Source organism: Algoriphagus yeomjeoni (assembly GCF_049821175.1).
Classification (GTDB): Bacteria; Bacteroidota; Bacteroidia; order Cytophagales; family Cyclobacteriaceae; genus Algoriphagus; species Algoriphagus yeomjeoni_A.
In genome coordinates, this window is record NZ_CP187512.1 from 3,745,720 (window position 1) to 3,762,711 (window position 16,992).

Genomic DNA, 16,992 nt, shown 5'->3' on the forward strand with positions numbered 1-16,992 from the left:
TTAAAACCTATAATCTATGTCAATAAAAATTGCAATCGCAGAAGACAACAGTTTTTTGCTAAAGGCTATCTTGGATAAACTTTCTTTTTTTGAAGAAATAGAAGTGAAATTCTCCGCAGTAAATGGATTGGAGCTCTTGGAGAAATTGGAAAGGGATTCCAATGTTCATTTGATTTTGATGGATATTGAGATGCCGAAGTTGAATGGAATTGACACTGTCGCACAGGTTTCCCATAAATACCCACAGATCAAAACCATCATGTTGACGGTGTTTGATGACGATGAGCATATTTTCAAAGCAATTCAAGCAGGAGCAAATGGCTACTTTCTAAAAGAAGTAGATCCGAAAACCTTGTATCATGGGATCATAGACACGATGGAAGGAGGCGCGGCGATGACTCCATCAGTAGCAATGAAGGCTTTAAAACTCCTCCGAAATCCACCGGATTTTTCAGAACCGGTGGAGGATATCAAGCTGACGGCACGGGAAATCGAGATCTTAGAACAAACCTCAAAAGGGCTGAATTACAATCAGATTGGTGAAAATTTGTTTATCTCTCCGAAAACTGTCCGAAAGCACACAGAGAATATCTACGGCAAACTCCAGGTTCACAGCAAGCTAGAGGCTGTGCAAAAGGCGGTTAAGAATCGGATAATTGAGGGGTGATTTGAATGTAAAATTTAAAATGTATAGACGCTGCCTTGTTTCAATTATCTAATTCTTCATTTTAAATTCAATCATTAAATCCTCACATCCCCTCAAATAATCCACCCAATCCTTGTGCAGGCTTTATTTTCAAATGTTTGTACGCTAACTCGGTAGCCATTCGGCCTCTGGCGGTTCTTTTCAAATAGCCTTCTTGGATCAAAAAAGGCTCATACACTTCCTCTATGGTTTCGGCTTCCTCACTGCAAGCGGTAGCAATTGTACTTAGTCCTACTGGTCCACCTTTGAATTTTTCGATAATAGTCAGCAGAATTCGGTTATCCATTTCGTCCAAGCCATTCATATCGACATCCAGTGCATCCAAGGCGATTTTGGAGATTTCCAGTGTAATCGTTCCGTTGCCTTTTACTTCAGCAAAATCACGCGTTCTGCGAAGAAGCATGTTTGCAATTCTTGGTGTTCCACGACTCCTTCTGGCTATTTCATAGGCTGCAATTTCATCGATTGGAGTATTTAAAATCCCTGAAGAGCGCATGACGATATCAGTCAATAGTTTGGAGTCGTAATATTCCAATCGGGAATTGATTCCGAATCTGGCACGAAGAGGGGAAGTCAACAAACCAGAACGAGTGGTCGCGCCGATAAGGGTAAATGGACTGAGAGAAATCTGTACCGAACGTGCGTTAGGGCCAGAATCCAGCATGATATCTATCCTGAAATCCTCCATCGCTGAATACAGGTATTCTTCTACAATTGGGTTTAGCCGGTGAATCTCATCTATGAAAAGGACATCACCTTCTTCCAAATTGGTCAGTAATCCTGCGAGATCCGAGGGTTTATCGAGCACAGGGCCAGAGGTGATTTTTAGGCCAGCATTCAGCTCATTCGCGATAATGTGACTCAGCGTAGTTTTACCTAAGCCGGGAGGGCCATGCAACAACACATGATCCAAAGGCTCATTTCTGTTTTTTGCCGCAAGCACAAACACGCGAAGATTCTCCACGATTTTGAACTGGCCTGTGAAATCCTCAAAGCTCAATGGCCTTAAAGCTTTCTCGAAATCTTTGTCTTTTGGGCTTAGACTTTCGTCATCGCCACTTAAATAATCTTCTCTCATAGTTTGTCCGTACGCACACAAATATAGAAAAATACACACGCCTTCTTCTCCCTTTTTGAATTGCTAGCTTTCCTGTGAAACCAAAAAATAAGCCTTAAATTTGCCCTCAAATTCATAAGCTCATGCGCCCGAACGCCCGTAAAAACATCATTTATTCCATTGTTCTTCTAGTTGCAATAATGCTGGTTTACTCTTGGCGCAATCGTGACAAGACCGTGACAGAATTAACGGAAACTACAGTTGCGGTTGCTGGGAAAATGTCGCTTTCGGGTAAAACCATGGGGACAACTTATAACATCACTTATCTGGATGAGGAAAGCCGCGATTTACAACCTTCAATCGATTCTCTTTTGGTTGTTTTTAATAAAAGCCTTTCTACTTACATCCCGGACTCTGAGCTAAGCAAATTCAATTTAGGGGACACTCTCGATTTTAACTTGCCCTATTTACTCCCGGTTTTGCAGGAGTCTAAGGTTGTTTTCGACAACACAAATGGAGCGTTTGATCCGACTGTGGGACCTCTTGTGAACATTTGGGGTTTTGGACCAAGCGGACCAGAGCTCAAGGACAGCGTGGATATTAAAAATCTCCTGGCTACTGTTGGGTTTAATAAAATAGAATTTGACCAAACGCAGCTTCGCAAAAAAGTACCGGGTATTTACCTTGATTTTTCTGCCATCGCAAAAGGCTATGGTTCTGATGTAGTGGCTGATTTTTTGAAGAATAGAGGCATATCAAATTACCTGGTGGAAATAGGAGGAGAACTGGTTGCAAACGGGGTCAATGAAAAAGGAGAGCTTTGGAAAGTTGGCGTGAACCGTCCAGAGGAATCTGCCAATGCTTCAGACTTGATCAGTATAATTGCATTGCAGGACCGAGGAATGGCTACATCCGGTAACTACCGCAATTTTTATGTACGTGATTCTGTCAAAATCTCCCATACCATCAACCCCGCTACTGGCTATCCTGTAACACACACCTTACTTAGTGCTACAGTATTGGCTGCTAACTGCATGACTGCAGATGCATACGCCACTGCTATGATGGTGATGGGAAAAGATAGAGCCATTGCCTTGGATTCAGCACTCAGTGAAATCGAAGTATTTTTGATCTATGATGACGGAAACGGTGGTTTCAAAACCTTTGCAAGCGAAAACTTGAAGCCTTTTCTGTCCTTCCCACAGGAAAATTAATTTTAAATGCAACATTATTGAATTTTATTACCTTTGCCAGAGTTATAACTTTCTCCTTTTTATCAGGAAAGAGGAAAGTAACTCAGGCTAATGGAATTCAAATTTTTACTTCTTTTTCTTACCGCCATAATCGCAGGATCGTTGGTCTTTTTTGCTCCTAATTTCAGAGAGAAATACTTTCGTTTGGTTCTGGTGTTTGCTGGTTCTTATCTTTTTGCGATTACCATTCTTCATATTTTGCCCGAACTCTTTGACAGTGGATTTTCCAGCAAAAGAATGGGTCTGTACATTCTGATCGGTTTTTTGCTGCAGCAATTGCTAGAGTTTTGGTCTAGTGGCATTGAGCATGGGCATATTCACGCGCATGAGAACCAAGGGAGTAAAGCAATGACTACTGTGATGCTTGGTTTGTTTATTCATGCTTTTCTGGAAGGGACTTTACTTTCGCATGGAGAACTGATGGATCAGGACGAGCATGTTCTTGGTCATGTGCATAACAGTAAAACTGTCCTTCTTGGAATTATTTTGCATAAAGGACCTGCGGCATTTGCTTTAGCGGCAGTACTTTCAAGTTCATTAAGTAAGAAAACTACACTGGTATTATTGACACTTTTTGCCCTTGCTTCACCATTAGGCATGATGTCAAGTTCATTTTTATTTGAAAATGGTCTTCTCGAAAAGCAAGGGATTGGTATCCTATATGGTTTAGTGGCGGGCGGATTTCTGCATATTTCTACCACCATCTTTTTCGAAAGTAGTCCTCACCATAAGTTTCAACTCAATAAATTGTTGGTGAGCTTTTTGGCAGCGGGCTTAGCGATTCTTTCAGAGTTTTTAATGAAATAGTGGCTTGAGTTTGAAGTTATTTTTAAAGTAAAAGGAAGCTAATACCCAAACAATCTCAGGAGAACGGAGAGAAATGCGGTAAAATTTCAAACATTTCATGGAAAACAGCTTGCATTCCTATGGATGCATTCGCTAGCTTCAAGGCAAGTTTTATTTTATTAGCCTAAACCCTAACCCATGTCTGCAAAAAATGAAAAAATGAAAGCCTATTGGAGGAAAAACCTCCAAACCCTGTTCTTGCTTTTAGCAGTTTGGTTTGTGGTTTCATTTGGCTGCGGAATACTTTTCGTAGATGAGCTTAATCAATTCCGACTTGGTGGTTACAAACTTGGATTCTGGTTCGCTCAGCAGGGGTCAATTTTCGCTTTTGTGATTCTGATTTTTGTCTATGTGGTGCGAATGAACCGATTGGATAGGGAATTTGATGTGGACGAAGAATAACTTTTTAAGCTAAAAACTATGGAAATTTTAACCTGGACCTACATTCTCGTAGGATTATCTTTTGCATTATACATTGGTATTGCGATCTGGTCGCGTGCCGGATCTACCCAAGAATTCTATGTCGCTGGTGGAGGAGTTTCTCCCTTAGCCAATGGGATGGCAACTGCTGCGGACTGGATGTCTGCCGCTTCCTTTATCTCTATGGCCGGTATCATTTCCTTTGCTGGATACGATGGTTCGGTTTATTTGATGGGCTGGACAGGCGGGTACGTTTTGCTCGCACTTTTGCTTGCACCTTACCTTCGGAAATTCGGCAAGTTCACCGTTCCTGATTTCGTTGGCGATCGTTACTATTCGAAAACCGCCAAAGTAGTAGCGGTGATTTGTGCCTTATTTATCTCTTTTACCTACGTAGCAGGCCAAATGCGTGGGGTAGGTATTGTATTCTCGAGATACTTGGAAGTCCCAATAGAATGGGGCGTAGTGATAGGGATGTGCATTGTGTTTTTCTATGCAGTGCTTGGTGGAATGAAGGGCATCACTTACACGCAAGTCGCACAGTATTGTGTGTTGATCTTCGCGTATATGGTGCCTGCGATTTTCATTTCCATGCAGCTGACAGGAAATGCGATTCCTCAACTTGGTCTGGGAGGATCTGTAGCAGATGGAACTCCGCTTCTCGATAAATTAGATGGGGTGCTTACTGAGCTTGGTTTTGCTGCTTATACTTCCGGAAGGAAAAGTATCACGGACATGTTTATGATCACGTTGGCTTTGATGGTGGGGACGGCTGGTTTGCCGCATGTGATTGTTCGCTTTTTCACCGTCCCTAGAGTAAAAGACGCAAGACTTTCTGCGGGCTATGCTTTGGTATTTATTGCCATTCTATACACCACAGCTCCTGCGATAGCAGCTTTTGGGATCTATAATGCCATTGACACCACGTCTGAAAAGAATATTTCGGAGCTTCCTGAATGGATTTCAACTTGGGAGAAAACAGACTTGATTAAGGTAGACGATAAAAATGGTGATGGGAAGGTGCAATATGTTGCTGACGCAGAAGCAAATGAACTGACGATTGATCGGGACATCATGGTGTTGGCAAGTCCAGAAATTGCGAAACTCCCAAATTGGGTGGTGGGTTTAGTTGCTGCCGGAGCGATGGCTGCGGCACTTTCTACTGCGGCTGGATTGCTTTTGGTAATTTCGACTTCAGTTTCAAGAGATTTGTTTAAGACTTTCAGACCTGAGATTTCGGATAAAAAGGAATTAAGAATTGCCCGATTTGCAGCTGCTGGAGCAGTACTTCTTGCGGGGTATTTTGGAGTGAATCCTCCAGGGTTTGTCGCACAAGTGGTGGCTTTTGCCTTTGGATTGGCAGCCGCTTCCTTTTTCCCTGTCATTATTATGGGGATTTTCTCTACGAGAATAAACAAGGAAGGAGCAATTGCAGGAATGATTACTGGTTTGGTATTTACCATTCTTTACATTGTCTACTTCAAATTTATCAGCCCGGAATTGAATACTGCCGAAAACTGGTGGTTTGGAGTTTCTCCAGAAGGAATTGGATCGCTTGGCATGATCCTTAACTTTCTAGTATGCGGGATTGTCTCCCACCTTACGCCAGCTCCGCCTCAAGAAGTGCAGGACATGGTGGAGGAAATAAGGATCCCTCGTGGTGCTGGAAAGGCACAGGATCATTAAATTAGTGGGTATTTTACCTGGAATTGAAAACAATAAACCAAGATTATCATGAGTGACAGAATACATACCCTCAGTGGATACCTCTACGAATACCAAAAAAGTGTAACCCAACCGGAAGAGTTTTGGGCGAGAATTGCGGATTCATTTCATTGGAGAAAACGCTGGTCTAAGGTATTGAAATGGAACTTCGACGAACCCGATGTAAAGTGGTTTTTGAATGCAAAACTTAACATCACAGAAAATATTTTTGAACGGCACCTGTTTACTATCGGTGATCGCCCAGCAATCATCTGGGAAGCAAATGATCCTAACGAAGCAGGTAGAACTCTTACATATAAAGAGCTTTTTTACGAAGTAAATCGCTTTGCAAATGCGCTTAAAAGTAAAGGAATAGGCAAAGGGGATAAGGTAATAATCTATATGCCCATGGTGCCGGAAGCAGCTATTGCAATGCTTGCATGCGCCAGAATAGGCGCTATTCACTCCGTTGTATTTGCTGGATTTTCCAGTTCGGCTTTGGCAGATCGAGTGATTGACTGTGAAGCAAAAGCAATTTTAACTTCGGATGGGAATTTCCGTGGAAGCAAGAAAATCGCTGTAAAGGCGGTGGTAGATGAAGCGTTGGAGAAAAGCTCAGTGGAAACTGTGATTGTCTATGAGCGTACCAAGCAGGAAGTGACTATGAAAGAAGGCCGCGACTTCTGGTGGCATGAGGTTATAGCTGAAGAATCAGAACAATGCGTTGCAGAAGAAATGGACAGTGAAGACATGCTTTTCATTCTTTACACTTCTGGCTCTACTGGCAAACCAAAAGGCGTGGTTCACACTACGGGAGGATACATGGTTTATTCTCAGTATTCCTTTGACAACGTATTCCAATATTCTGAAGGAGATGTGTATTGGTGTACCGCGGATGTGGGATGGATTACTGGACATTCCTACATAGTTTACGGGCCACTTTTGGCCGGTGCTACTACGCTAATGTTTGAGGGAGTTCCGACTTTTCCAGATTGTGGAAGATTTTGGGCTGTAGTGGAAAAGCACAAAGTGAATGTGTTCTACACCGCCCCTACGGCCATAAGAGCATTACAAGCATATGGTACAGTAGAGATTGAAAAATATGACCTAAGCTCGCTGAAAGTCTTGGGTTCTGTAGGTGAACCGATCAATGAAGAAGCTTGGCATTGGTACCATACTCATATCGGTAAAAATAAATGCCCAATCGTGGATACCTGGTGGCAAACAGAAACTGGTGGAATTATGGTCTCTCCGATTGCTGGAATAACTCCTACCAAACCTGCTTATGCTACGCTTCCACTTCCGGGGGTTCAGCTTTGTATTGTAGATCCTGAAGGAAATGAGTTGACGGGCAATTCTGTGGAGGGAAATCTCTGTATTAAGTTCCCATGGCCTTCCATGATCCGAACTACCTATGGAGATCATGAGCGTTGCAAGCAGACGTATTTCTCTACTTATAAAGGAATGTATTTTACAGGTGATGGCGTGAAACGTGATCATGATGGATACTATAGAATTCTCGGTCGTGTAGATGATGTGATCAATGTGTCAGGTCATAGAATGGGTACTGCTGAGGTAGAAAATGCGATCAATGAGCACCCGAAGGTGATTGAATCAGCCGTAGTAGGTTATCCTCATGAGGTTAAAGGTCAAGGAATCTATGCCTATGTAATCGCCGATTTGACTAATCGTACGGAGGATAATCTGATCAATGAGATTAAAGAAATGGTCTCGAAGATCATCGGCCCAATTGCCAAACCAGATAAAATTCAATTGGTTTCAGGGTTACCAAAAACACGTTCTGGAAAAATCATGCGACGTATTCTGCGAAAAGTAGCAGAAGGTTCGCTTGATAATATGGGCGATACTAGCACGCTGCTTGATCCGGATGTGGTGACAAAGATTATTGAAGGAAAAAAGTAACGAAAGAACCAAAAATTCAGAGCCAAGACTTTAGAATATAGAGTCTTGGCTATTTTTTAATCCTTTGGAGAAGAGTCATCTTGCTCTTCGTCCAATTGAATAGATGACACAATAGAATCTGCAGAGTCCATCTCTTGCTTGTAAAAATTGTGTACTCCAACCATAAATGCGACTATCAATGACCATAGGATTCTTCGTATGTACCGTATTATAGGATGATAGTTCTTCATAAGTAACACTTTACAAATCATAGTCCTTTTCTGCTTTTTGACAGAATGTCATCAATTTGTTTTTATAACTCTTAACCGAGCCAAGAGATAAGTCTGTTAGAGAAGACTACTTTATTATTTCCATTTCACGTCAATTTTTCCCTCGGCCTTCATATGAATGACTAGCTCTTTTCCCATAGGATAAAATCCTGAAGGCTCAATATTAAGATCAGTGACTTTTAAATCCATAATCGGCGTATTTAATCCCAGTCGTTCAGTGATATTTCCCAAGCTTTCCGTTAGCATTTCACCAATTGGGAAAACGGCCTTACTCTCTATACTTTTAATGATTTTCCACTTTTTCAGTCCTACGCCAGTTTGAGCACCGAGGCTTCCACTTTCCATTTTGAAATTAACATCTTCAAAAATCAAACTTTGGGTAGAGGTGTTATATTCTGGTTTTCCCACAATGAATAGCGTTCCGCTCAACGTTTTCCCGTTAGTTTGCTCGGCATCAAAATCCAAGTTGATTGCTACTAAATCACCGAAAGCCCTGGTTTTGATGTTTGAAGGAATCATTGTTGTCTTTTTATCCACTCGTATGGGAATTCCTTCTAAATTTTGCTTCAAAAGCTCATCAAGGCTAGTATAACTTACTGCTAAAGGAAACAACAGGTCTAACTCATTTTTAGAATTTTCATTTGGACTAAGCTCTGGAAGTGGAAAAGCTCTTGATGGTGCAGCGTTAGCAGGGTGGGAATTTACCTTGCCATTCATTCCTAACCAGAGATTATAGTTCTGCCCTGTATCAAAAAATTCTGTGAGTTTTACTTGTTGTGGTTGGATGGAAAAGGCGGTGTTTCCTCCAATCCAATCTATATTAATAGGCTTGCCGACCTGAGCCCAGGCAAGATCTACCAAGGTTTTCAAACTTGCTATTTCTTTTCCTCCCGTTAAGTTGTCATTCCCCCATTTTATCAATTCTTTGCTGAGCAAACCACTCAAGTCAACCTTCATCCCCAATACATCTACAGCTAAATTTCCTCCCAACTCTACCAGTTCGAAACTCTCAGCGCCAATTCCCCAGTTTGAATTTATTACAGGGTCAATTACAAATACAGGTGAAAAATTCTCATCTAATGGTAATTTGGACTGAAAGAGACTCCCCAGACCTTTAGGCTTTAACCCTACCTCACCCAAGACATTGATTGGTACAGTTAATTGAATTCGCTGACTATCCAACGCTGTCCATGTAATCGTTCCATTTCTCTTTAACTGCAAGTCACCGGTAATTCCACTTCCCATATCCAATCCTTTCTCTTGAAGTAAGGTCGTAGGAATCTGACCATTTAGAAGTTTACTTAATGTTTCTTTAGGAATTTTCAGAGGCATATTGACTCCAGCCAGAGCATTAGGAGGAGGGGATGATTTTGGGTTGGCGGCAGGATTAATGCTTTTACATCCGGATGAAAAAAGGATTATAAAAACAATAATTATTGGAAAATTTATAAATCGACTGCGGAACTGTATTTTCATAAATGAAGTTTGATTTTCGTAGGGTAGTTTTTCTTCTACAACTATTGCCCCAAAAATATAAAATCAAGAAAATGAATTGGAATAAACTCACTGAAGCTGGCCAAATACAGGAAATCAAGACATTGAGCGAAGAAAAACCAGTCTTGATTTTCAAGCATAGTACACGGTGCTCTATCAGTAGCATGTCTTTGGATCGCCTACTTCGTAAATGGCAAGATTCAGACACTGAAAAGGTAATTCCATATTTTTTGGATTTGATAGCTAGTCGTGATTTATCAGATTTGGTAGCTAGAGAATTTCGTGTTCCACATGAATCCCCACAGGTGTTGCTAATTAGAAATGGTGAAGCCATCTATGACAACAGCCACTTTGGAATCTCGTATGCGGACTTGATGGGAAAAATTTAGTTCGTCTGATTTTTAAATGGTTTTTATACCATTTATCCGCTTCAACATCCATTCTTATTTTTCTTAAGATGCGGAATAAACCTTTGATATTGCTTATCGGTCAAAGTGGTAGAAATTCGCATAATTATGAAAAAACACTACCCAGGTATAGTTCTGATTTTTAGCCTATTAATTAGCTATACAGCCTACGGACAGAGACCTACAGGAGAAGATCGTCCGGAGAGAAAATTCACTGGTACCGTCATGGATGGCGCCACTAAGACGCCAATGGCAGGAGCAAATGTTCTGATTAAAACTGTAACAGATTCACTTTTAGCAGGTACAGTAACGGATGCCAAGGGACAATTTGAAATCGCTAGACCAAGAATTCCTTCAGTAAAAATCGAAATCAAGTTTATTGGATACGAGACAATTTCTAGGGTACATACAGGAAGAGAGCCTGTGGAATTGGGAGTCTTGACCTTAGTAGAAGATGCGCAGGTTTTAGGCGAAGTCATTATCGAAGGTCAAAGTCCATTGGGAGAAATGAGAGGCGATACGACTTCTTTCAATGCCAGTGCATTTAAGACAAAAGAAAATGGAATGGCAGAAGACCTTGTGAGAAAATTACCAGGAGTTACTATCCAAAATGGTCAAGTGCAGGCACAAGGAGAGAACGTTCAGAAAATCCTGGTTGACGGGCGAGAATTTTTCGGATCTGACCCAAATATTGCATTGCGGAACTTACCTGCAGATGCCATTGATCGAGTGGAAGTATTGGATCAGAGATCAGACCAAAGTCGATTGACTGGCTTTGATGATGGTACTTATACCAAGACGATCAACATTATCTTGAGAGAGGATAGAAAAAATGGACAATTCGGAAGAGGGTATGCTGGCTACGGGACCGATGATAGATATAATGCGGGTGGAAGTTTAAACCTTTTCAACGGGGATAGAAGAATGTCCATTTTGGGTTTATTTAACAATATCAATCAACAAAACTTCTCCAGTGATGACCTAGCAGGTGTAAATGCTAATTCAGGAGGAGGAGGAAGAGGCCGTGGAGGCTTTGGCGGAGGAGGTAACAATTTCTATGGAGGAAATGATATCGGGACAATTACTACCAATGCTATGGGATTGAACTACAGTGACAAATGGGGTTCTAAAGTCAATTTCACGGGTAGTTATTTCTTTAACAATACTCAGAATACTTTAAGACAGATCACAAATCGCCAGACGGTAATTAATGAAACTACTACACAGAATTATCAGGAAAACCTGATCAATTCAGTGGAAAACTTCAATCACAGAGCAAATGCCCGAATCGAAGCAGATCTAAATGAGAAAAATTCCTTGATCATTACCCCGAATATTTCATTTCAGACCAGCAACACATTTAATGATAGAGACGCATTGACTTTAGCTAATGGTACGGATTCGCTTTCTTCACTTCGCTCTATTACTAATGCTACTAACAGCTCTTACAGTTTCGGCAATAATATCACCTATCGATACAAGTTTGATAAAAAAGGCAGAACGCTATCTACTGACATCAATACATCTTGGAGCAATAGAGACCAAGACTCGGAGCTATCTGCCGCTAGTGAAGACTATCGTAGAAATCAATTAGATACGACCCTGCAAGAAACTTATCTGCTATCCAAGGGATTCAATTACAGAGTAAATGCAACCTTAACTGAACCGCTTAGCGAAAAGTCTATAGCAACACTAGGATATCAGGTCGGTAACAATAAAACTGATTCCGATCAAAAAACCAGAGTCCTAAACGCAGAAAATATTCCAGTCTTGGATACCGCATTGAGTAATGAATTTAACAACAAATTCATCACTCAGAGACTACGAACTGGCTATGCTTACAATAGCTCTGGTTGGAATTTGAGTGCAAACCTGGATTATCAATATGCCAAATTGGATAACGAGGCTTTTTTCCCAACAGAAGGGGTATTCGTACGTGATTTCAATAACCTACTTCCTAGCGCAAGTGTGAGCTATAGAAATAGAGAAACAGGTATGAACTTCCGGGTCAGGTATAGAACCAGCACTGATGAACCATCTGTAAGCCAGCTTCAGAATGTGGTAAATAATCAGAACCCGCTGAACCTTAGCGTAGGTAATCCTAATCTTGCTCAGAGCTATCAGAACAGCATCTTCGCCAATATCGGTCGATTCAATATGGAGAAAAATAAAAGCTTCTTCATGTTTGTAAACCTATCTACTACTAAGAATAACATCGGTAACAGTACCTATATAGCTTCTCAGGATACCTTGATCAATAACGAAATTCTGCTACGCCCAGGCGGACAAATCTCCATGCCCGTCAATTTGGATGGGGCTATGAATAGTACTGTTTTTGTGAGCTATGGTACGCCTTTAAAGGGAATCAAAACCAATATGAACTTGAACACGCGTATTGGATTTAACAGATCTCCTGGTATGATCAACGGTGAGAAAAACATCAATGACAACATCAACTTGGGTCAGGGGATCACCTTTACTTCCAACATCAGTAAGAACTTAGATTTTACCATTAGCACTACCGGTACTTATACCATCGTAAATTCAAGCTTACAGGCGGCTTTGGAGAACAATTATTATGTTCAAGAGTCAAATCTTCGTTTGTATTACTCTCCAAATGACGGAAAGTTATTTATGGGAAATACAATCAGCAATAGCTTGTATAGAGGACTTTCTGAAGGATTTGATCAGTCTGTTTGGCTTTGGAATATGGAAGCTGGTTATAGATTTGCTAAAAACAATAAGGCTGAGCTGAAAGTGGTCATCTTTGATTTACTTAACCAGAACAACAGCATTTCAAGAACTATCTCCGATGTGTCAGTTTCCGATGTTTATACAAACGTCTTGACTCGCTACGGCTTGCTGACGTTCACTTACATCCTGGGTAATTTCAAGCAACCAGAAAACGACGGTGGATCTATGCCTTGGAGAGGTGGCCCTCCTAGAGGCGGAAGAACTTGGTAAGATCTTAATTACGAACTTTGAATTAAGATTTACCAGATCAATCGATCTTCAAACCGACTGGAGAAATTCAGTCGGTTTTTTTGTGGTTTTTAACCGACGAGTGCATCATTTAGTTTTGGTTCTCCATGGAAAAAGTTAGATCAGTTTCTCAAATTTCCATTAACGAGCAGACCAATGAAATCTATGGACTGACCACAGATGAAGATCCAGGGGTTGCTGTTATTTCCATTGCAGAGAACCTAATGAAAACTTATAAATTACTCAAGAGAAGGCATACTTCTATTGGATTTTGATAAGCTATTTACTCATCTAAAATTTCCACAAAAATAGATTTTAGCATGAAAAACCATTCAAACCGAATTTATGCCGGCTACCCCCCCCCCCCCCCTGCTTGTCCCTATAATTATAGGAGGATTTTCCTTGAATTTCAATAAATTTGATTTAGTTATTAACCCCTAAATACTCGTAATCATGAGAAAGTTTAAAAAATTACTTGTTGGAGGGCTTTTCTTTGTGGGAGTTGCCTTTATGTTTAGCAGCGCTGAATCTAGTGCTCAGGGTGCCGGCCCGCTACCAGGAGATCACATTTGTTGCCCTACAGGAGAAGGTTGCGTTGATAGATTGGGGGACCCTTGGCCTGAAGATGAAACTAGAACGGCATCCACTTGCACTATGGTAATAGGGTAATTCAATAGTTAGGCTATCTCATATTAGGGATAGCCTTTATTTTGAAAAATGGAACTTGTTAAATTCCTAAATACGCAAATCACAGCAGTCCTAATTTTCAAGTGTTCTCAAGTGTTCTCTTACCTACTCGAATGAAAAGATCACGTACATTTTTACTTTTAACCCTCATCCTGAGTATATGGGGATGTACCAATAATAAACCATATACTAATTTCGATTTTGAAAGGAATGGTAAACCTATATTTCAACTCAAAGGAGAAAAAGTTTTCTTTCCGGAAATACTTAATCCAAGAAAGATTGACCAAAAAGGAGAATTTTTAATCATTCAGGAGAGCTATAGAATTTCTTCGGATAAACCCTTGATTCATATAATTAGAAAAAACCCTCTTTCACTTTACTCCTCCAAAGGAATTATTGGCGAGGGGCCAGGTCAAATCTCAGACTCCGACATTTTCGACCCTGGACTATCTGATTCTACTTTTTGGATTAATGCGGTGATGAGTAAAAAAATGTCGCAATTTAATCTATTCGATACATCAAGATTATCAATTCGGGAATTCCGTCAACCTGAAAATATGATCTTAGCCTATACAGTATATCTGACTAATAATGGAACATTTATAGGTTTGATGGCAGATAGTCCAAATAAACTGACCGAGTTTGATTTTGATGGCAATCGAATTGGTGGCTACGGAGAATGGAAGCAAATTCCTGAACGACCAGAGATGGACAATTTTCTTTTAAGCACCTATAATAAAGGAAAGCTGAAATCAAATTCGGCAAAAAAAGTTTTCGTTAAAGCCAGTTTGTATCGTGATAGAATAGAGATCTTTAATTATGAAACCAAATCATTTATTAATATAGATGGACCTCGATTGGAACTTCCGCCTGCAACTATTTCAGGATCTGGGTCAAATACAACGTTGGTAATTCCAATGGATCAAAAATATGGGTATAAAGATATTGCAGTTGGTGAAAATCTTATTTATGCCCTTTATAGCGGCCAAAGTCAAAAGGAAATACAACTAACAGGCAAAGATTCTGAAACAGTATATGTCCTTACTCATGAAGGTGAAATGGTAGCCAAAATGGAACTTGACCAATCAATTCGGGGAATTGCTGTGGACGAATCCCTTGGCAAAATCTACGGACTCACCACGGATGAAGATCCCGGGATAGCGGTTTTTAAAATTCCAGCAGTGCTTTTATAAACAAAAAAAGCCGACCCCTTTCGGAGCCGGCTCGGTAATTGGGTCACAAGCAACAATTACATCTTAGGAAGAACCACTGTATCTACAGAGTGTATCACCCCATTGGATTGCCATACATCCGCAATTGTAACTTTAGATTGTCCACCGTTTTCGTCAGTGATATATAGGTCTTTACCTTTCATCCAAGCAGTCAGTTTTCCGCCTTGAACGGTAGTGAGTACAGCTTTGCCGTCCCCTTTTTTGATCGCAGCTGCGATTTCTTTGGATCCCATTTTACCAGCTACCACGTGGTAAGTAAGAACGCCTTGAAGTGTAGCCTTATTTTCTGGCTTCAATAGTGTCTCTACCGTTCCAGAAGGAAGCTTATCGAAAGCCATGTTATCTGGTGCAAAAACAGTAAAAGGACCTTTTCCTTGTAGTGTCTCTACCAAGCCTGCTGCTTTAACTGCCGCTACTAATGTGGTGTGATCTGCAGAATTCACTGCATTTGCCACGATGTTTTTGGAAGGATACATTTCTGCTCCACCTACCATTTTTGTTTTTTCCATCTGAGCAAAAGCTAGGTTTGCAGAAAGAAAAATGAAGGCTGCGAAAGCCACTTTGAAGAAATTTTGAATTTTCATGATCTTGATAGTTTGATGATTTTTTTGGTTTCTTTATTTGGAAGGAGATACGGGAGGTAATGAGGGATTGGATTTACAGAGATTAAAAAATTTACGAATTTTGATATGTGATTTACGAGATCATCAGAACTTCTTCCAGTCATTTACCTTCAGGCCTTTTGATTTGTTTCCTTTTAAAAATTTTCTGATCTGTTGGGATTTGCAAGTCTAAAGACAGGTTTTAGGCTTTCCAAAAGACCTCAAAATTGGTAGCTTTGCCCATCGAATAATTTGAATCCCATGTACCAAGAGAAAATCGAAGCGATCAAAACTGCTATTGCGGCAGCAGATGCCAGTAATCCAGAAGAATTGGAAGCCTATAGAATGGAGTATATCTCCAAAAAATCTGTTATGGGAGAGCTTTTTGCAGGCATGGGAAAAATCCCAAATGAAGAGAAAAGAGTCTATGGACAGTTGGTTAATGGCGTGAAGCAACTGGCTGAAGAGAAATTCCAAGAGCTGATCGAGAAAGTCAACCAAGCAAATAAGAAGTCAAAATCAGCTGATATTGATTTGACCCTACCTCCTTCCAATCAAAGTTTGGGAGGAATCCATCCACTGACTGCTACCCGTCAGCGTATCATTGATATTTTTGAGAGGATAGGATTCAACCTTTCCGAAGGTCCAGAGATTGAAGACGATTGGCATAATTTCACCGCGTTGAATTTCCCTGAAAATCATCCGGCTCGTGAGATGCAGGACACTTTCTTTATTGAAAAGAATCCTGATATCGCTTTAAGAACACACACTTCATCGGTACAGGTGAGAGTGATGGAAAACCAGAAACCTCCGATTCGTACCCTTTCTCCAGGAAGAGTGTATAGAAATGAAGCTATTTCAGCTCGTGCACATTGTATTTTCCACCAAGTGGAAGGATTGTATGTGGATGAGAATGTTGGTTTCGCAGATTTGAAAAACACGCTTTATCATTTCGCCAAAGAGATGTTTGGCAAAGAAACGAAAGTACGATTCAGGCCTTCTTATTTCCCATTCACTGAACCTAGTGCAGAGATAGACATCACCTGTCTTATCTGTGGAGGCAAAGGCTGTAATGTCTGCAAAGGCAGCGGCTGGGTAGAGATCGGAGGATCCGGAATGGTAGATCCTAATGTCTTGGAGAACTGTGGGATTGATTCTAAGAAATATACCGGTTTTGCCTTCGGTATGGGCATAGAGCGAATAGCCATGCTGAAATATCAAATCAAAGATCTTCGATTATTTACCGAAAATGATGTGCGATTCCTGAGGCAATTCAGGACGGTTTTATAAAAGCTAAGGCGTTGAGAGATCAGCGCCTTTTTTCTTAATCGTAGAGACCACAGAGCTTTCCGAAGAAGGCGCATATGGAGCTTTAGGTTAAGCAGGAAAATTGCTTTTCGTAAAGCTAGC

General features: G+C 40.7%; 16 protein-coding genes. 12 read left to right on the top strand and 4 right to left on the bottom strand.

Annotated elements, in window-relative coordinates; genetic code table 11:
• Positions 1-16 precede the first annotated feature (16 nt).
• Positions 17-667 (top strand): response regulator, encoded by a 651-nt coding sequence (locus ACPUEN_RS15100; protein WP_425636730.1) that lies wholly within the window; start codon positions 17-19, stop codon positions 665-667.
• Positions 668-749: 82 nt separating this feature from the next.
• Here ACPUEN_RS15100 and ruvB read toward each other — a convergent pair whose 3' ends face one another.
• Positions 750-1,784 (bottom strand): Holliday junction branch migration DNA helicase RuvB, encoded by a 1,035-nt coding sequence (ruvB, locus tag ACPUEN_RS15105; RefSeq protein ID WP_425636731.1) that lies wholly within the window; start codon positions 1,782-1,784, stop codon positions 750-752.
• Between the two features lie 122 nt (positions 1,785-1,906).
• Here ruvB and ACPUEN_RS15110 point away from each other — a divergent pair, with 122 nt between their 5' ends.
• From ACPUEN_RS15110 to acs, 5 genes are all read left to right on the top strand, one after another.
• A complete protein-coding gene (locus tag ACPUEN_RS15110) occupies positions 1,907-2,977 on the top strand; it encodes an FAD:protein FMN transferase (RefSeq protein WP_425636732.1) in 1,071 nt (356 codons plus the stop codon).
• A gap of 90 nt (positions 2,978-3,067) precedes the next feature.
• A complete protein-coding gene (locus ACPUEN_RS15115; RefSeq protein ID WP_425636733.1) occupies positions 3,068-3,823 on the top strand; it encodes a ZIP family metal transporter in 756 nt (251 codons plus the stop codon).
• A 177-nt stretch (positions 3,824-4,000) separates the two neighbouring features.
• On the top strand, positions 4,001-4,264 hold the full coding sequence (locus tag ACPUEN_RS15120) for a DUF4212 domain-containing protein (RefSeq protein WP_091696222.1): 264 nt from the start codon (positions 4,001-4,003) through the stop codon (positions 4,262-4,264).
• A gap of 18 nt (positions 4,265-4,282) precedes the next feature.
• A complete protein-coding gene (locus ACPUEN_RS15125) occupies positions 4,283-5,968 on the top strand; it encodes a sodium:solute symporter family protein (RefSeq protein ID WP_425636734.1) in 1,686 nt (561 codons plus the stop codon).
• 48 nt (positions 5,969-6,016) lie between these two features.
• The gene (acs, locus tag ACPUEN_RS15130; protein WP_425636735.1) at positions 6,017-7,909 is read left to right on the top strand and encodes an acetate--CoA ligase; all 1,893 of its coding nucleotides are present in this window, start codon (positions 6,017-6,019) and stop codon (positions 7,907-7,909) included.
• 56 nt (positions 7,910-7,965) lie between these two features.
• On the opposite strand, the gene ACPUEN_RS15135 is transcribed toward acs, so the two are convergent.
• Positions 7,966-8,139, bottom strand: coding sequence for a hypothetical protein (locus tag ACPUEN_RS15135; RefSeq protein WP_425636736.1), 174 nt, complete (start codon positions 8,137-8,139; stop codon positions 7,966-7,968).
• A 114-nt stretch (positions 8,140-8,253) separates the two neighbouring features.
• Positions 8,254-9,654, bottom strand: coding sequence for a DUF4403 family protein (locus ACPUEN_RS15140; RefSeq protein ID WP_425636737.1), 1,401 nt, complete (start codon positions 9,652-9,654; stop codon positions 8,254-8,256).
• A 71-nt stretch (positions 9,655-9,725) separates the two neighbouring features.
• Between ACPUEN_RS15140 and ytxJ the strand changes: the two genes are divergently transcribed.
• From ytxJ to ACPUEN_RS15165, 5 genes are all read left to right on the top strand, one after another.
• Positions 9,726-10,061, top strand: a complete 336-nt coding sequence (gene ytxJ, locus ACPUEN_RS15145; RefSeq protein ID WP_425636738.1) for a bacillithiol system redox-active protein YtxJ — start codon at positions 9,726-9,728, stop codon at positions 10,059-10,061.
• A gap of 126 nt (positions 10,062-10,187) precedes the next feature.
• Entirely contained in the window at positions 10,188-13,043 is a 2,856-nt protein-coding gene (locus tag ACPUEN_RS15150) for an outer membrane beta-barrel protein (RefSeq protein WP_425636739.1), read from the top strand.
• Between the two features lie 125 nt (positions 13,044-13,168).
• Complete coding sequence (locus tag ACPUEN_RS15155; protein WP_425636740.1) at positions 13,169-13,336, top strand: hypothetical protein; 168 nt, start codon at positions 13,169-13,171, stop codon at positions 13,334-13,336.
• A gap of 178 nt (positions 13,337-13,514) precedes the next feature.
• Positions 13,515-13,730 carry a hypothetical protein gene (locus ACPUEN_RS15160; RefSeq protein WP_425636741.1) on the top strand — a complete coding sequence of 72 codons (216 nt, stop codon included), beginning with the start codon at positions 13,515-13,517 and terminating at the stop codon, positions 13,728-13,730.
• Positions 13,731-13,861: 131 nt separating this feature from the next.
• A complete protein-coding gene (locus tag ACPUEN_RS15165) occupies positions 13,862-14,941 on the top strand; it encodes a BF3164 family lipoprotein (protein ID WP_425636742.1) in 1,080 nt (359 codons plus the stop codon).
• A 56-nt stretch (positions 14,942-14,997) separates the two neighbouring features.
• Here the strand turns inward: ACPUEN_RS15165 and ACPUEN_RS15170 are convergent, their stop codons facing one another.
• A complete protein-coding gene (locus ACPUEN_RS15170) occupies positions 14,998-15,564 on the bottom strand; it encodes a fasciclin domain-containing protein (RefSeq protein ID WP_425636743.1) in 567 nt (188 codons plus the stop codon).
• Positions 15,565-15,843: 279 nt separating this feature from the next.
• Here ACPUEN_RS15170 and pheS point away from each other — a divergent pair, with 279 nt between their 5' ends.
• Positions 15,844-16,872 carry a phenylalanine--tRNA ligase subunit alpha gene (gene pheS / locus ACPUEN_RS15175; RefSeq protein ID WP_425636744.1) on the top strand — a complete coding sequence of 343 codons (1,029 nt, stop codon included), beginning with the start codon at positions 15,844-15,846 and terminating at the stop codon, positions 16,870-16,872.
• Positions 16,873-16,992: the final 120 nt, after the last annotated feature.

Coding starts and splice junctions, on each gene's coding strand:
- ACPUEN_RS15170 (WP_425636743.1), bottom strand. CDS start 15,564: ATGAAAATTCAAAATTTCTTCAAAGTGGCTTTCGCAGCCTTCATTTTT.
- ACPUEN_RS15125 (WP_425636734.1), top strand. CDS start 4,283: ATGGAAATTTTAACCTGGACCTACATTCTCGTAGGATTATCTTTTGCA.
- ytxJ (WP_425636738.1), top strand. CDS start 9,726: ATGAATTGGAATAAACTCACTGAAGCTGGCCAAATACAGGAAATCAAG.
- ACPUEN_RS15150 (WP_425636739.1), top strand. CDS start 10,188: ATGAAAAAACACTACCCAGGTATAGTTCTGATTTTTAGCCTATTAATT.
- ACPUEN_RS15155 (WP_425636740.1), top strand. CDS start 13,169: ATGGAAAAAGTTAGATCAGTTTCTCAAATTTCCATTAACGAGCAGACC.
- ACPUEN_RS15120 (WP_091696222.1), top strand. CDS start 4,001: ATGTCTGCAAAAAATGAAAAAATGAAAGCCTATTGGAGGAAAAACCTC.
- ACPUEN_RS15140 (WP_425636737.1), bottom strand. CDS start 9,654: ATGAAAATACAGTTCCGCAGTCGATTTATAAATTTTCCAATAATTATT.
- ruvB (WP_425636731.1), bottom strand. CDS start 1,784: ATGAGAGAAGATTATTTAAGTGGCGATGACGAAAGTCTAAGCCCAAAA.
- ACPUEN_RS15110 (WP_425636732.1), top strand. CDS start 1,907: ATGCGCCCGAACGCCCGTAAAAACATCATTTATTCCATTGTTCTTCTA.
- ACPUEN_RS15115 (WP_425636733.1), top strand. CDS start 3,068: ATGGAATTCAAATTTTTACTTCTTTTTCTTACCGCCATAATCGCAGGA.
- ACPUEN_RS15165 (WP_425636742.1), top strand. CDS start 13,862: ATGAAAAGATCACGTACATTTTTACTTTTAACCCTCATCCTGAGTATA.
- ACPUEN_RS15160 (WP_425636741.1), top strand. CDS start 13,515: ATGAGAAAGTTTAAAAAATTACTTGTTGGAGGGCTTTTCTTTGTGGGA.
- pheS (WP_425636744.1), top strand. CDS start 15,844: ATGTACCAAGAGAAAATCGAAGCGATCAAAACTGCTATTGCGGCAGCA.
- acs (WP_425636735.1), top strand. CDS start 6,017: ATGAGTGACAGAATACATACCCTCAGTGGATACCTCTACGAATACCAA.
- ACPUEN_RS15135 (WP_425636736.1), bottom strand. CDS start 8,139: ATGAAGAACTATCATCCTATAATACGGTACATACGAAGAATCCTATGG.
- ACPUEN_RS15100 (WP_425636730.1), top strand. CDS start 17: ATGTCAATAAAAATTGCAATCGCAGAAGACAACAGTTTTTTGCTAAAG.